A 14,418-nucleotide genomic window follows, 5' to 3' on the forward strand; every position below is an offset into this window, starting at 1 on the left:
CATGGCTGAAGTGATTAGCAAAGGTGGCAGAAAGATGTCTCCCGTCGCCACGCGAGAAGTGACGGCCGTCAAAGACACCACCCCAAAAACTGTAGCGCTGGACGCTAAAAAACAGATAAGACGGGCGGAGAATGAAGAGTATTTGAAGGATAAGAACGTGAAGGCCTTTTTGGCTGCCATTGCCAAAGCCGAAGGCGGTGACTACCACGCGAAATATGGATACGGCTGGGCAAAGGGCTTTCAGACCGGGAAATGGACGTTCACTGATGAATCAACCCATCCGGGCGCCGGCTTCGGCGGATCCACAACGGCATCTGGCTTGTATCAAATAACCATTGCCACTTGGCGCGAGTATGGCGGAAAGATGGGGTTGACCGATTTTACGCCTCATACGCAAGACCTTATCGCGGTCGACATGCTGCGCACTCTGGGTGTGATCGACAAGATCAAGGCCGGCGACATTCCTGGCGCGATGCCGAAAGCAGCAACAAGGTGGGCGGCACTTCCCGAAGGTCCCGGCAAAAAGAATCACTACCCCCCGCAACATTACGTCGAGTATCCGGAGTTTTTGTCCAGCTACAAAGCCGCTGGAGGAACAACCAAATGAAGGCTTCAACCCTCGTATTGGTGGCACTTTATTGCATGGGTATCAGCGCAACGTTTGCCGATGACTCACAGGCGTCAAACGACAAGCCCGGGCCAGCAAGCATAGTCGTGGGAGAGCGTTTAGCTGCGGCTAAGTCCAAACTGGTCAAACAAGGATGGAAACCAACGCGAATGCACACCACCGACGGTTATGAATACAGTGGCGTGGAGAAGGAGCTGGCTACACGCAATTACTTCGAACTGGACACCTGCTCGTTTGATAGCTCGCGCTGCATCTTGTACTACTCGAAGAAAGGCGCTTGCCTGCGGGTCGATACCATCGGTGAGCAGTTCAACGCCATGACGGTGACGCGATGGACCGGTGAATGTCCTGAAGCGACTCAATAATCACGTAAAACTAAACCGACCCGCTCCCACAGGTTTCAGCGACGAACACAACGTCCCTGATCAACACAAAACCCTGTGGGAGCCAGCCTGCTGGCGATAGCGGATTATCAGGCAGCACAAACAGCGCATCTGCCATCGCTGCCATCCCTACTCCACATCAACCCGGCAACTCCAAATTATCTAGCGCCCGATTCACCGCCAGCTCCCCCAGCATGATCAACTGCGCAACCCCCAACAACGCCCGACGCTGCGGCGCCGGCAACAAACTGGAAATGTCCTGAGCAATCGTCTTCGCCGAAGCAAGCGTTTCACTCGCATCAGCCAGCAGTTCTTCATTCTTGGTATCCGCCGTCACCGCATACATCCCACGCGCCTTGCGCGGCGGAGGTAGGAGATTGTTTGGCGACAGGTAATGATCGAGCGCGCGGTCAGCGGCTTCGTGGAGCTTGTTGGAGTCGAGGGATTCGTAGGGAGACGTGGGATCGGTAACGGGTGGATTGGGTGTTGGTTTGATCATGGTGAAGCTCCTTGATGACTGGAGCCGCCACCGTTCGCGGTCAAACAAAGAGGGTGGCAGCTGTACGCGGGTTGACCGACCGGACATCAAGGAATCCGGCACACCCGAAGGTGTCCCACGCACAGCCACCGCAACAGAGATTCAGACAATGCCTGAACAGGTGCAGAACGCTGGCGCGCCTTGATATTGGGCGGACGGTCAAATCCGATCGCTGATTCGTCAGCGACCGCACCACAATAGAACCCGCCTCCAAGGCGCACAAGCCGGCGGATTCTGGCGTAGCTGTAGGCAAAGGCGCAAGGATGTGTAGCCTGAGAGCGTGACTGGAGATGTCTTTTTAAACATTTGTGTTTATGAGGCGCAATTGCGCCACGTTGGGCGGGCAGATTCGGCCCACATCGGCCTGTTGAGCCTACCTTACGCGTGAAAACGGCTGCTTTCGGCCAAAGGCGGGCGTTCGCAATCCACCGCATATCCAAAAGCGTTTACTCAGCATGACAAGGGGACTGGCGATTATTTATGACATAAATTTTCATCAGGAGGGCAAAACGCCACGCACTAGGTGCGAGCGGCAATCTATCGATGCTTCCTAGAATCCTGATCGGTAGTAGTTCAAAGCCAGTTGCGAAACCGTTTTATACAAGACTTGAAATACCAACGCCCGCAGTTTTAACAACCACCGATTTTTTTGATATTGCCGTAACCTGCAAATCAAACACTTCCTTTACAAGCCTTAGCACGTATTCTGACATGATAGGCGATACGCTATTACCGATCATTCTAAATGAATGCCATATAGTCGGATGAAATACAAACCAGTCAGGAAACCCCTGCAATCTAGCAGCCTCTCTGACTGTTATGACTCGAGGCTCTTGAGGGTGAATAGGTCTCATCGCCTGGAAGCTTCCCTTGTCGCTACCAGTGCCCGCTCTTAATGTTGGACAATGCCCTTCCCAGGACAATCTAGGGTAACGGCTGACCTTCTCAACAGATCCCGGAGGGGTATTAGCAAAGCGTGAAAGCACTAAATCGGTATGCTTAGTTCTCATTATCCCCGTGACCAATCCCGCCTTCAACATTTTCGTAGCGAACTTTGCACCAACACTTGTGTGAATACTCTTCAGTTCTTTTGCATAATTGCTGATCGGCATTCCACTAGAGTAAAGCCACCAATCATAATCATTACTTTTTGCTGATGCAGAAATCGATGGAGATGGTAAATCACCTATAGCCTCAGCGACAGTTACAGCACGCACCGATGGACTAAATAGTCGCTCTTGAATTGATAGAAGAGACATTTCATTGCGGCAACCAATGACGATGACTCTTTTTCTTGATGTAGCTGCGCCGCAGTCTAGAGCGTTGATTTTGAATGGACCAAGGATATTGTAAGCGCCATCGACTAACCTCAACGCCTCATCGAGAACAGGTTTATTTTGAGAATCAAGTATACCCTCGACATTTTCCATTACGAATAGTTTAGGTTGGAGAAGTAGAACTTGACGAAAAAAGTGCGTTATTAAATTGTTTCTCGGGTCTTCCGGCCTTCGCAAACCGATGCGACTGAAGCCTTGGCATGGAGGGCCGCCGATCACCAAATCTGGACGAGTATCGCCTATTGTGGAGAGCCAAAACTTTGAGTCCAAGCTAGAAATATCGGCTAAATGAACTTTAGCATTGGGGAAATTTAGCTTGTATGAATACTGCAAGTCAGAATCAATATCTACTGAGGCAATATTCCTGAACCCTGCTAGCTCAGCTCCTAGGCCAAATCCTCCGCACCCACTAAATAAATCAACGAAGGTTGGCCTGCTCAAGTTACTCACCCGCATATGTTAAAGCGGCGAATTATATAGCATTATTCAAAAAAAATGAAGAGGCATTCACAATACAACTTCCCCATACGAAGGATATAGCTTGTAAAATTTCGCATAGTCATCCAGCTGCCCCTGATCCAGCTTAAAACCTAGCCTATTCAAGACCTCACTCTCATTCAACTTTTCGGTGGAAGGCAACAATGCATCTAAAGATATTCTTTCACGATGAGTTAACGGCGGAACCTGAATAGGATAGAGTGCGGGCCCAATGTATTCGGAGTTTAAAAAGCACCTGTTTTCTTTAAGCTTCGCATCTGACTCGTCATCGACAAACATACCTCCTACAGTGATCATCGGCGCATTATCTTTATAGTAATAGTTCAAGAATGAGACAAAGTTTCCGCCGCGCCCCGAGCGCCGATGAGCACGCTCAATTTGCCGCGTTAGACAAGTTGCTAGCACATTATGATAGTTCTTTATGTTAATGTGCTTAAACTCTTCTGCGCTTGGTGCGGCATCTCCTAACAGAAGCTCAAGCCCTTCATGCCTATTTAAGTCATTCCCATCGGCGTCCTTATTGGGGATTCTTCCCATATGGGCATTTGCGGTGACCATCAGTATAGACCCTGGAGAAATTTTCGATGCTACTGTGGCACTGTCGTCAAAGACCGCCGAGTTCTCGGGACCGCAGTCATAATCTAGCCATACAATCGACGGTTTAGTCCAGTCGATTACTTCTATACCTTCCGCAACGGGGCCTGGAAAGACGGTGATATTTTTATATGGCCGATTAAATATTGCTCTTGGCGAATATTCTGCCAACTCAAAAGAAACTAACTCATCAATTCCTAAATTCTTGTGCGCCAAGACGAAATCAACAAACCACATCGATCCCATGCCTAGATATTGATAGGTTGAAAAATCAAAACTACTTGAGAGTCCAGCCAGCGTCTCAAATATTATCTTTCTCTCTACACACTTGTTCGGCCGGAGTGAGTAGTTTATCGATTCGAATGAGGCCATTACTCACTAACCTCGTTCTCGACATAGTACTCAAATGTCTTCTGGCCAATTTGCTTGAAACTCATTTGACTGTTCCCAAAAGACTGGGCTACTTTGCTTAAAACGGTTAGTGGCTGCTGATAGGACACGGTCCCCATTTTGATCTTTGGCGCAGTATCGAATACAGGCAACTTCATGGGCGCTGGGGCAGCAGAACTTATTCTTATTTCGGCAATCGGCTTTATCGCAGCACTTGTCTCTAATGACTTGGCTTGATCCAAATTCGCTTTTCGAGTATTTGTGTAATCTAAATATTTTCGAGTTGCATCGCGCATGAATGATGTTGCGCGCCGAAACACCGGTAGTGTTTCGTCGATCTGCCTTTTCGTAGTTGTCCAAGGAAGCTCGCCAGGCTTGTCAGAACTGAAAAATACTAAACCCACAAAACCATTGTATTGCGGGTGCCACGCCGGAAAATCATCACCCCAAATAGTTTTTTCAGTTTTATCGCCAGCCAACACTACCCTGTCGTTACAAATCACATACCACCCCCAACTTTCTGTGTCCTTGCTGAGAGTAGTGGGATCACCAGAGTCTTCAGGCGGTGTACCAGCAACTCCTGACACAATACGAACTTTTACGCCAGCCTCAGCGTCAACGTATTCATGTACGTAGGGGGAAATTTCATCTCCATCACGCACTCCATACACGTGTTGCTTAACTGGTACGCCATTAACTTTTATTTCAAAGCCATACTGCAAGAAAAATGAATAGTATTTTCCAATATCCTTTCGAAGTCTATTGACAAAGATTTGATCCGAGAAATCCGATGACGTGGCTTTCCGTAACTCAGTTACAAATATTTCAGTCCCGACAAATCCTTGGGGATCAATCTGGTCTAATTGGAATTCCCATTCGCTTTTTGCTGCCCATGCCGCCACATCGATATTAACCTCGAATGCTTCGTGAGGTGCATCAGCAGTAGCACTTTTAATTTTTATTTGTTTGCCGATTTTAAATATTGCACGCTTCATTCCGATGCCATAAAGGCCAATAGAGTTTTCAGCATCTTTTGGAGCATCCGCTTTTCGTCCGAAATGGAATGCATATTCTCGGGCATCTGCTAAAGACATCCCACCGCAATTGTCCTTAATCTCAAAAGTAGACTCACTTAAAAGAATATCAACAAAATATCCAGCTAAGTTATCGCGATTGTGCTGCTGTGCATGGCGAGACGCGCCATCTATGCCGTTATCCAGGAGATCAAATATACATTCATCGAGCCCAATATCCCGAGTAATCATATCTATGAAGAAATCTTTAGTAGGATCCGCCTTAGCCGTCCACTGTGCCATTAAGTAACTCCCTCTGCATGACTTTGTGTATTTTTTAGAACGTGTATGCGTACACATTCATTTACTGTGCATCCATGATTGCATAATGCCAGAGTGAAATGTGTCCTTTCCATCCTTTCAGCGGCCTAAAGATGGATGGCGGTGGGATTCAGATTGGTGGATTCGCAACAGAATTGGGTTCCATCGAAGCGAATCCTGCTCTGCGGTCTGGATGATGAGTTCACTTTTGGCCCGAGCAGTCGTTCTTGGATGTCCGCTTTTGGCCGATAACGGACAACCACAATTGTTGGCTTTTGGGCAAAAGTACACGCCAAGACCTCGGGGTTGTCCCTATTTCTCCATTCTACAATTCCGGCCGGATCAGCCTCGGCATCTCCACCCCTTCCCTCAACCTCTCAACCCCCAACCGCACCCTCTCCCCACCCCGCTCAATCACCACCCCATCCCCCTCAACCCCCACCAACTTCACCCCAACCCCAACCTTCTCCCCCACCAAAAAACTCCTCGGCGCGCCATCATTCAAACTCAATATCGCCACCGTCCCACTCCCGCCCGCGATCACCCCGCTCACCTTGATATCCACCGGCGCGGTCTCATTGGAGAACCACTGCAACGCCGGGCTATCGCTCCTCGCCGCGAGTACTTGCGGGGTGGCTGCGGGGGTGTGCGATTCCGCCGATGTCAGCAGCAGCGACGACCATGTCGCGACGCCCACCAGCGCGGCGAGCAGGGCCAGGGCCTGGACGGTTTGTGCCGGGGTAATCCGTGTGGTGAATTTCATGGGTTGTCGCTCCTTGTTGTCCCTGTTGCCAGCCTACGCGGCAATTCTCTCCGTTTTATTTCACATGCCTTACATGTTCGCCGGGCACGATGGGGTGGGACGCCAAGGAGCGCGTGGGTGATGAGCAGGCAGCAGGGTTTTACGTTGATCGAGTTGATGGTGGTGCTGGTGATCATCGGGATTGCCAGCGCGGCGATCAGTTTGAGTATCAAGCCCGATCCGTTGCAGTTGTTGCGCAAGGATGCCGAGCGGGTTGCGCAGTTGCTGCAGGTGGCGCAGGCCGAGGCTCGCGCGGATGGGCGGCCGATTGTGTGGGCGGCGGATGCCAAGGGGTTTCGGTTTGGGCGGCGTGGGGATGATGGCGTGGGGTTTGAGTCGTTCAAGGAGGACGCGCAGTTGCGCCCGCGCGCGTGGCAGAGTCCGAAGGTGGAGGTGCGTGTGGAGCCGCGGCAGACGGTGGTGCTGAATGCCGAGTGGATCAATCCGCCGTTGCGGCTGATTTTGTCGGATGGGGCCAATCGGCTGAGTGTGCTGCGCGATGGCAGTGGGCGGATCAGTATTCAATGAAGACTCAGCAAGGGTTCACTCTGATCGAGGTGATGGTCGCGATTTTGCTGATGGCGGTGGTGAGTCTGATTGCCTGGCGCGGGCTGGACAGTGTGACGCGGGCGGACAGTCATTTGCAGGCGAGCAGTGAGCAGAGCGATGGGTTGTTGCGGGTGTTGAATCAGTTGCAGCGCGATGTGGACATGCGCGCCGGGGTGGAGTTGAGCGAGCCGCGCAAGGTCGGGGCTGAGGATGAGGCGCCGACCGCGCCGCCGTCGGTGACGGTGCGCAGTAGCGACAGCAAGGGGTTTCGGCTGGACATTATTCGTAGCGCGGCGGATCAGCCGGGGGCGTTGCAGCGGGTTCGGTGGTGGGTCAAGGGCGACACGTTGTATCGGGCGGTGGCTGAGGCGCGGAGTCGCTATCCGTTGCCGGCGCCTGGGAATGGGGTGGCGGTGTTGAGTGAGGTGAGTGATGTGCAGGTGCGGGTTTGGGAAATCGATAAAGGCTGGCGGCAGTTGAGTGGCAATCGGCGGGAGGATCCGTTGGGGTTGGAGATTCGTTTGAGTCGGCAGACGGCGCAGGGGGTTGAGCGGTATCGGCAGGTGATTGGGTTGTTGCAGTAGCCGGGACCACCGCAGGGCTTTTGTAGGAGTGAGCCTGCGCGCGATTGCGGTGGGTCAGTCAATATTGTTGTTACTGGTAGACCGCTTTCGCGAGCAGGCTCGCTCCCACAATTGGGTTGGGGGCGGTCAGTTGCAGGTTGGCTGGCTGTTAGGCCGTCATCGCTGGCAAGCCAGCTCCCACAGGGTTCGAGTGCGACCGGAAGATATTGGTCAGATGGTAGACCGCTTTCGCGAGCAAGCTCGCTCCCACAATTGGGTTGGGGGCGGTCAGTTGCAGGTTGGGTGGCTGTTAGGCCGTCATCGCTGGCAAGCCAGCTCCCACAGGGTTCGAGTGCGACCGGACGATATTGGTCAGTTGGGCAACCGCTTTCGCGAGCAGGCTCGCTCCCACAATTGGGTTGGGGGCGGTCAGCTTTAGGTTGGTGGGCTGTTAGGCCGTTATCGCTGGCAAGCCAGCTCCCACAGGGTTCGAGTGCGACCGGAAAATATTGGTCAGTTGGGCAACCGCTTCGCGAGCAAGCTCGCTCCCACAGTTGGGTTGGGGGCGGTCAGTTGCAGGTTGGTTGGCTGTTAGGCCGTCATCGCTGGCAAGCCAGCTCCCACAGGGATCGAGTGCGACCGGAAGATATTGGTCAGATGGTAGACCGCTTTCGCGAGCAAGCTCGCTCCCACAGTTGGGTTGGGGGCGGTCAGCTGCAGGTTGGTTGGCTGTTAGGCCGTCATCGCTGGCAAGCCAGCTCCCACAGGGTTCGAGTGCGACCGGACGATATTGGTCAGTTGGGCAACCGCTTTCGCGAGCAGGCTCGCTCCCACAATTGGGTTGGGGGCGGTCAGCTTTAGGTTGGTGGGCTGTTAGGCCGTTATCGCTGGCAAGCCAGCTCCCACAGGGTTCGAGTGCGACCGGAAGATATTGGTGGGCTGGGAAACCGCTTTCGCGAGCAGGCTCGCTCCCACAGGGGATCTGTGTGTGGCAGGCAGTTAGCTGAGCACGACGACGCCGCCCGGCAGTTCGGTGCATTTGACGCCGTAGGCATCGCGGATCAGCAGGGCGACGCCGGCGAGTTGGTCGAGGTTGAAGCGGGCCTGGACGCGGCGTTGGCCGAGTTCGCGGTTGAGCAGCAGGAGCATGCCGGGGCGGTAGCGGTTGATTTCGTCGATCATCTGGCTGAGGGTCGCGCCGTTGAACACCAGCACTTGTTGGCGCCAGTTCATCACGGCGGCGGTGTCGACGGTTTGCACGTTGCCGATTTGCCGTGCGTCGTAGGTGACTTGCTGGCCGGCTTCGAGGCGCAGGTTGCGGCCGTCGATGGCGACGTCGACCGCGCCGTCGAGGCAGGTCACGCAGACTTGCTGGTCGGTGTTGCGCAGGTTGAAGCGCGCCTGGCTGGCGCGCAACCACCCTGCTCCGGCCTGCATCGCCAGTGGCAGGCGTGCGGTTTGCACTTCGACTTCGCCGCTCACCAGTTCAAAGCCCTGCACGCCGTTTTCGACGCTGCGCTGGTTGATGCGGGTCTGCGTGTTCAGCTCGAGGCTCACACCTTGCGCCGGTTCGACGCGGCGCTGCTGGCCGACTTCGGTGATGTAGTCGGCGCCCAGTCCTTCGAAGCCGCCGGGAATGGTGCCGCGCACCAGCAGGAACGCGGCGGATGCGGCAATCGCGCCGCCGAGAAATGCCCGTCGACCGAAGCTGCGTCGACCCTGCAGCGCTTCGGCGGCCGGTTGCAGGCGATGCCATAGCCGCTTGGCTTCTTCGAAGGCCCGGGCATGTTCGCCGCTTTGCGCGCACCATTCGCGCACAGCGCGGGCGTCGGCGACGGTGGCGCGGCCCGAGGTCAGCAGGATCAGCCAGTCGTGGGCTTCGCTGTGCAGCAACTCGGTGGCCGAAGGCTCGGCGGGTTTCAGTCGAAAGATGTTCAAACGCGCAAATTCTCAACGGATTAATCGGGTCACTATTCGCTAGACGGTTTTCCGGCCCCGCGACCGAACCGCTGAAACACTTTTCTTTCCAGTTTCGCTGCGCAGAAGCCCAACGCGGCTTTGATTTCCTTTTCGACCATGCGCGTGGAGATGCCGAAACGCTGGGAGATTTCCAGGTGCGGCGCCTCTTCCAGCCGCGCGGCGATGAAGATCCGCCGACGCCGTGCCGGCAGTTCGTACAAGGCGCTGAGCAGGGCCTGCATCTCCTTTTGCCCGCCGACCACCCGCGCCGGGTCGAGGGCTTCGTCGCTCAGTTGCAGCAGTTCCTCGACTTCGGTGCCGGTGAGCAGGCGCGCATCGGCCTGACGGCGGTCGGCGGCGATGTTCAGGGCCATGCGATACAGGTAGGCGTTGGGCTTGAGCAGGTTCGGCGGGGTCTCCATGCGATCGACCCGCAGCCAGGTTTCGTGCAGCACGTCGTTGGCCAGGTCCTCGGAGCCGAGGCGGCGGCGCAGGCGCGCGCGAAAATCCTCGTAAGAGCTGAGGAACAGCTGGCCCATCACGCTTTGTCCGGCGTCTTTCATCCCCCGGAAACTCCTTCCCATCTCGTGCATTCCATGCGTTTCCCTGACGACTCCGGTAACAACAGCAACGTGACCGGCTGGCGCAAGGCGCTGGGCGTCGGCCGATCGATTGTGAGGTTGCGAAAACTTTCCACCAGCGCGTTATCGCGCCGTACATCGCCGGTCGAAGTGACCAACCGGTTGTGCTGCACCACGCCGTCGCGCCCGACCCACACCTGCAACACCGCGCGATAACTGCCCGGCCGGGTCAGCGGCGAACGGCACAGCTTGCGCTCGATCGCCGCTTGCACCGCCGTCGCGTAACTGCGGTTGACCGCGACAGCGGCCGGCGTGGGTTTGTCCGTCGGCACTGGCAGGTCTTCCACCTGCGCCGCTTGCAGGGTGAACGCGTCGGCGCGGGCATAACGCGCCATCAACCCGGTGCCGCCGAGCAGATGGCGCAAAGCGTCGGCGGCGGTGAATTCGCCATCCACGGCGAGGGAGCGACGGCCCCGGCTCAACTGGCTGTCGACCAACACCGCGACGCCCGTGGCGCGGCTGTATTGATCCAGCGCCCGGGCCAGCTCCTGCGCCGGGATGTGCAAGGTCATGCGCATGTCCGCCGCTGCCGGATCTGCGTTGGCCGCGTTGGCCAGCAGACCGAGCAGCCACCCCAGACCCGCGCGGCGCACAAGCGTCGCCGAGCGCTGAAGACTGATCCGCGAACTGCCTCGCTGCACGACTGGCGCACCCCTGAAAATCGCTATCCTGCGGGGCATTTATGACTCTGGTATGACGGGCGGTGCAAAAAAACCATCACGGGTTTTGCCCCGCGCTTGCACTAGACTCAAACCCAGAGCGGCCCATTCCGGCGGGCCAGGAGGCGGACATGAAAACGCGGTGGATGTGGGTCTTGCTGATGACGGTGGGCGCGGCGCAGGCGGAGGAGCCGCTGGGCTGTGTCGAGGTCACGGTCGGCGGTTACAAGGCACCGAATTACGATTGCCTGAGCCAACAGATGGGCAACAATCCCGACGGCGCGGCGGCGGCGCAGAAAAACATGGAAGCGTTGAATGTGCCGGTGCACAAGCGCGCGCCGAATCAGGTCGGGCTGGCTACACCGGCGGCGACCAGTACGCGGATGGGCAATACGTTTGGCACATCAGTGAAACCGCAGCGGCCGGCGAATTGAATCGCACTGTGGGTGCTGAGGGGATTTAGCGCCTGTGGTGAGGGGATTTATCCCCGTTGGGTTGCGCAGCGGCCCCGAAGTCGCCTGACTCTGATCTGTCAGATAAACCGTTTTCACCGTTTTGGCGTCTGCTGCGCAGCCGAACGGGGATAAATCCCCTCGCCACAGGGATGGGCGCTTTTCAGTCACTCGGGGTCTGGCGGAAACTCACGGCCAAGCGATTCCAGCTGTTGATCGTGCTGACCGCAACCGTCAAATCCACCAGTTCACCTTCATCAAATTGCTCGCGCGCCTGCTGGTAGACGTCATCGGGCACGTGGCTTTCGGCCAACAGCGTCACCGCCTCGGCCCAGGCCAGCGCCGCGCGTTCGCGGGGGTTGAAAAAATTGCTGTCGCGCCACACCGCGATCGCGTAAAGACGCCGATCACTCTCCCCGGCTCGCCGCGCGTCCACCGAGTGCATGTCAGTGCAGAATGCGCAGCCGTTGAGTTGCGAAGCGCGGATCCTGATCAGTTGCAGCAGCGGCGCTTCGATGCTCAGGTTGGCGGTCAGCGCCTCCATGGCAAGCATCGCTTTCATCGCCTTGGGCGACGCGTTGTAGTAATCCAGACGCAGGGGCATGGCGCGGCTCTCGGCAGGCGGAATGATGAGTTCACGGTAAGGGCTGTGCAGGCTGTGTTACAGCCCCAATTCCACGAATTTCGGCTACACCACCGAACCTCGGCCAAACGCAATACCTGTGGGAGCGAGCTTGCTCGCGAAAGCGGTTTCCCAGACAAATATTCATCCACTGCACCACCGCCATCGCTGGCAAGCCAGCTCCCACAAGGTTTAACGTCGTTCACAAGATTTGTGCACGCCGCAAAAACTGTGGGAGCTGGCTTGCCAGCGATAGCGGAGTGTCAGACAACGAATCTGTTCAATGACCCACCGCTTTCGCGAGCAGGCTCGCTCCCACAGGGATTTACGCCAATTTGCGGTTTTTACTCCACGCAACTACTGCCAAAAGCCCAACAACGCTAATCTGACCGACACTTCACTCAACACCCGGGAGCCTCGTCGGTATGGAACTTCATGTCGTGATCAACGGCCGCAAGGATCTTGCCGGTCAGTTGTATCAGCAGTTGCGCGCGGCGATTGAATCCGGGCGGTTGGCGGCGGGTACGCAGTTGCCGCCGAGCCGCTTGCTGGCCGAGCAATTGGGCATTTCGCGCAAGACCATTTCCGACACCTATGCGCAGCTGACCTACGAAAATTTCCTCACCGGGGTGATTGGCAAAGGCACCTATGTCAACGCCCGCCCGGCGCAGGTGCAGCGCAAGCAGAGCCACACCGAGCTGGCCAGTGCCGAGGTGATCGAGAGCTGGCGCAATCTGCCGGTGTTCCTCCGTCACCCGACGCTGGAAGGTTCACTGCGCTACGACTTCATCGGTGGCGCCACTAGCAAGGGCCAGTTTCCGCAGGACGACTGGCGCCGCTGCGTCGCCCACGCGATGCGGCAGATGGCCCAGTCCAAAGGCTTCTACAGCGTTGCTGAAGGCCTACCGGCGCTGCGCAATGCTATCGCTCGGCACATCGCGTTTTCTCGCGGTATCAATTGTCAGGACGAAGACATCGTCGTATGCAACGGCGCACAGCAGGCGCTGGACCTGATTGCCCGCGTGCTGATCCGCCCCGGCAGTCTGGTGGCGATGGAAGATCCCGGCTACCCGCCCGCGCGCTTGTTGTTCGGCACGCACGGTGCCGAAGTAGTCGGGGTGCCGGTGGATGCCGAGGGTATTCAGGTCGAACAGATTCCCGATGGCACGCGGCTGATTTATGTGACGCCCTCGCACCAGTTTCCGCTGGGCATGGCGATGAGTCAGGCGCGCCGCGAGGCCCTGCTCGCCCGCGCCCATGAGCTCGGGGCGATCATCATCGAAGACGATTACGACAGTGAATTCCGCTACGAGGGCCGGCCCACCGATTCGCTGTACAACCTCGATCAGCGCGGCATCGTCGCCTACGTCGGCACGTTCTCGAAAACCCTGCTGCCGGAGTTACGCCTGGGCTACGCGATCCTGCCGCCGTCGATCATCGAGGCGGTGATTCGCGCCAAACAGCTGACCGATCTGCACGCCTCGACCCTGCCGCAATGGGCGCTGGCCAAGTTCATCGCCGAAGGTTGCCTGCTCAAGCACATCCGCCGCTGCCACACGATCTACGCGCAACGTCGCGAACGCATTCTCGAGCGCATGGCCACCGACCTTGCGCCATGGCTGCAAGCCGTGCCGGCCAGTGCCGGGTTTCACATGGCGGTGTTCTGCAAGGTGCCGATCGATTTGCCGCTGGTCATCGAGCTGGCAAAAAAGGTCGAGGTCGGCCTGTATGCGATCAGTGGTTTCTACTACCAGCAGCCGGCGAAAGAAGGCCTGTATTTCGGCTTCGGCGCCATCGAGACCCTGGACATCGACATTGCTCTGGATCGCCTGCGTGACATCCTCGAACAGCTGTCATGAGCCGTTGGTATAAGGCTTTTACCGCCGATTGGTTATTGGTGATTCATGGCGGCAGGCCTATTCTGCACAGGCGTTATCCCTCAGTGAGCAGGATTCGTCCGGCCTGATTCAGGAGTGTGAGCAATGTCCAGCGAAGTGATCAATACGGTTGAGGTGAAGGCTGCTGCGGGCCGCTCGGAAGAGCTCGGCAAGCAATTGCAGAAGATCGTCGACACCCTGCGCGAAACTCCGGGCTGCGATTCCTACCTGGTCGACCGCTGCCCCGAAGACAGCCACCGCTGGACGGTCAGCGCGCGCTGGCAGTCGGAAGCGGCGATGCAGGCGCATTTCAACCGGCCCGAGGCGCAGGGGTTTATCGACCTGATCGACAGCCGGTTGGCCAATAGCGTCGACTTCAACAGCTTTCCCATCGTCTGAGCTGGCCTCTTCGCGAGCAAGCTCGCTCCCACAGGGTTATTTGTTGTTCACAAGATGGGTGAGCAACCGCAGAACCTGTGGGAGCGAGCCTGCTCGCGAAGGCGATTTGCGCCACGCCGAAATCCTTCCGAGGCCAATTGGTCACCTGATCTTCGCGAATATTGGCCGTTTGAACCGGCCACATTGCGGCCTA

General features: G+C 56.6%; 16 protein-coding genes. 7 read left to right on the forward strand and 9 right to left on the reverse strand.

Translation table 11 applies throughout. The features are described 5' to 3' along the window. Window position 1 precedes the first annotated feature (1 nt). The gene (locus ACZ0AZ_RS24005) at window positions 2–607 is read left to right on the forward strand and encodes a lysozyme family protein (RefSeq protein WP_463538316.1); all 606 of its coding nucleotides are present in this window, start codon (window positions 2–4) and stop codon (window positions 605–607) included. After that, window positions 604–993 carry a hypothetical protein gene (locus ACZ0AZ_RS24010; RefSeq protein WP_463538317.1) on the forward strand — a complete coding sequence of 130 codons (390 nt, stop codon included), beginning with the start codon at window positions 604–606 and terminating at the stop codon, window positions 991–993. Before ACZ0AZ_RS24005 ends, ACZ0AZ_RS24010 begins: the two co-directional genes overlap by 4 nt. 157 nt (window positions 994–1,150) lie before the next feature. Here the strand turns inward: ACZ0AZ_RS24010 and ACZ0AZ_RS24015 are convergent, their stop codons facing one another. The 5 genes from ACZ0AZ_RS24015 to ACZ0AZ_RS24035 form a co-directional block, all read right to left on the reverse strand. Then, window positions 1,151–1,510 carry a DUF6124 family protein gene (locus tag ACZ0AZ_RS24015; protein WP_463538318.1) on the reverse strand — a complete coding sequence of 120 codons (360 nt, stop codon included), beginning with the start codon at window positions 1,508–1,510 and terminating at the stop codon, window positions 1,151–1,153. A gap of 635 nt (window positions 1,511–2,145) precedes the next feature. Next, a complete protein-coding gene (locus ACZ0AZ_RS24020; protein ID WP_463538319.1) occupies window positions 2,146–3,336 on the reverse strand; it encodes a DNA cytosine methyltransferase in 1,191 nt (396 codons plus the stop codon). Between the two features lie 57 nt (window positions 3,337–3,393). After that, on the reverse strand, window positions 3,394–4,350 hold the full coding sequence (locus tag ACZ0AZ_RS24025; RefSeq protein WP_463538320.1) for an O-methyltransferase: 957 nt from the start codon (window positions 4,348–4,350) through the stop codon (window positions 3,394–3,396). Next, a complete protein-coding gene (locus tag ACZ0AZ_RS24030) occupies window positions 4,350–5,684 on the reverse strand; it encodes an ATP-binding protein (RefSeq protein ID WP_463538321.1) in 1,335 nt (444 codons plus the stop codon). The genes ACZ0AZ_RS24025 and ACZ0AZ_RS24030 overlap by 1 nt, the downstream gene beginning before the upstream one ends. Before the next feature lie 343 nt (window positions 5,685–6,027). Then, complete coding sequence (locus ACZ0AZ_RS24035; RefSeq protein ID WP_463538322.1) at window positions 6,028–6,465, reverse strand: type II secretion system protein N; 438 nt, start codon at window positions 6,463–6,465, stop codon at window positions 6,028–6,030. 120 nt (window positions 6,466–6,585) lie between these two features. Here ACZ0AZ_RS24035 and gspH point away from each other — a divergent pair, with 120 nt between their 5' ends. After that, window positions 6,586–7,032, forward strand: coding sequence for a type II secretion system minor pseudopilin GspH (gene gspH / locus ACZ0AZ_RS24040; RefSeq protein ID WP_463538323.1), 447 nt, complete (start codon window positions 6,586–6,588; stop codon window positions 7,030–7,032). Continuing rightward, window positions 7,029–7,637, forward strand: a complete 609-nt coding sequence (locus ACZ0AZ_RS24045; protein WP_463538324.1) for a prepilin-type N-terminal cleavage/methylation domain-containing protein — start codon at window positions 7,029–7,031, stop codon at window positions 7,635–7,637. The genes gspH and ACZ0AZ_RS24045 overlap by 4 nt, the downstream gene beginning before the upstream one ends. Window positions 7,638–8,615: 978 nt before the next feature. On the opposite strand, the gene ACZ0AZ_RS24050 is transcribed toward ACZ0AZ_RS24045, so the two are convergent. From ACZ0AZ_RS24050 to ACZ0AZ_RS24060, 3 genes are read right to left on the reverse strand one after another with little or no spacing between them, the layout of a single operon-like run. Beyond that, window positions 8,616–9,554 carry a FecR family protein gene (locus ACZ0AZ_RS24050; protein WP_463538325.1) on the reverse strand — a complete coding sequence of 313 codons (939 nt, stop codon included), beginning with the start codon at window positions 9,552–9,554 and terminating at the stop codon, window positions 8,616–8,618. A gap of 32 nt (window positions 9,555–9,586) precedes the next feature. After that, on the reverse strand, window positions 9,587–10,138 hold the full coding sequence (locus ACZ0AZ_RS24055; RefSeq protein ID WP_463538326.1) for an RNA polymerase sigma factor: 552 nt from the start codon (window positions 10,136–10,138) through the stop codon (window positions 9,587–9,589). After that, complete coding sequence (locus ACZ0AZ_RS24060; RefSeq protein ID WP_323164840.1) at window positions 10,135–10,857, reverse strand: secretin and TonB N-terminal domain-containing protein; 723 nt, start codon at window positions 10,855–10,857, stop codon at window positions 10,135–10,137. Before ACZ0AZ_RS24060 ends, ACZ0AZ_RS24055 begins: the two co-directional genes overlap by 4 nt. A gap of 149 nt (window positions 10,858–11,006) precedes the next feature. Between ACZ0AZ_RS24060 and ACZ0AZ_RS24065 the strand changes: the two genes are divergently transcribed. Then, entirely contained in the window at window positions 11,007–11,309 is a 303-nt protein-coding gene (locus ACZ0AZ_RS24065; RefSeq protein ID WP_041480100.1) for a hypothetical protein, read from the forward strand. Window positions 11,310–11,490: 181 nt separating this feature from the next. On the opposite strand, the gene ACZ0AZ_RS24070 is transcribed toward ACZ0AZ_RS24065, so the two are convergent. Next, complete coding sequence (locus tag ACZ0AZ_RS24070; protein WP_129999484.1) at window positions 11,491–11,931, reverse strand: carboxymuconolactone decarboxylase family protein; 441 nt, start codon at window positions 11,929–11,931, stop codon at window positions 11,491–11,493. Between the two features lie 443 nt (window positions 11,932–12,374). Here ACZ0AZ_RS24070 and pdxR point away from each other — a divergent pair, with 443 nt between their 5' ends. Together pdxR and ACZ0AZ_RS24080 are read left to right on the forward strand one after the other, a co-directional pair. Continuing rightward, window positions 12,375–13,808: a MocR-like pyridoxine biosynthesis transcription factor PdxR gene (gene pdxR / locus ACZ0AZ_RS24075; RefSeq protein ID WP_463538327.1), complete on the forward strand. Its 1,434-nt coding sequence runs from the start codon at window positions 12,375–12,377 to the stop codon at window positions 13,806–13,808. A 123-nt stretch (window positions 13,809–13,931) separates the two neighbouring features. Next, on the forward strand, window positions 13,932–14,225 hold the full coding sequence (locus ACZ0AZ_RS24080) for a putative quinol monooxygenase (RefSeq protein WP_039763960.1): 294 nt from the start codon (window positions 13,932–13,934) through the stop codon (window positions 14,223–14,225). The last annotated feature ends 193 nt before the right edge of the window (window positions 14,226–14,418 follow it).

The sequence above is a fragment of the Pseudomonas sp. AC239 genome (assembly GCF_979258545.1).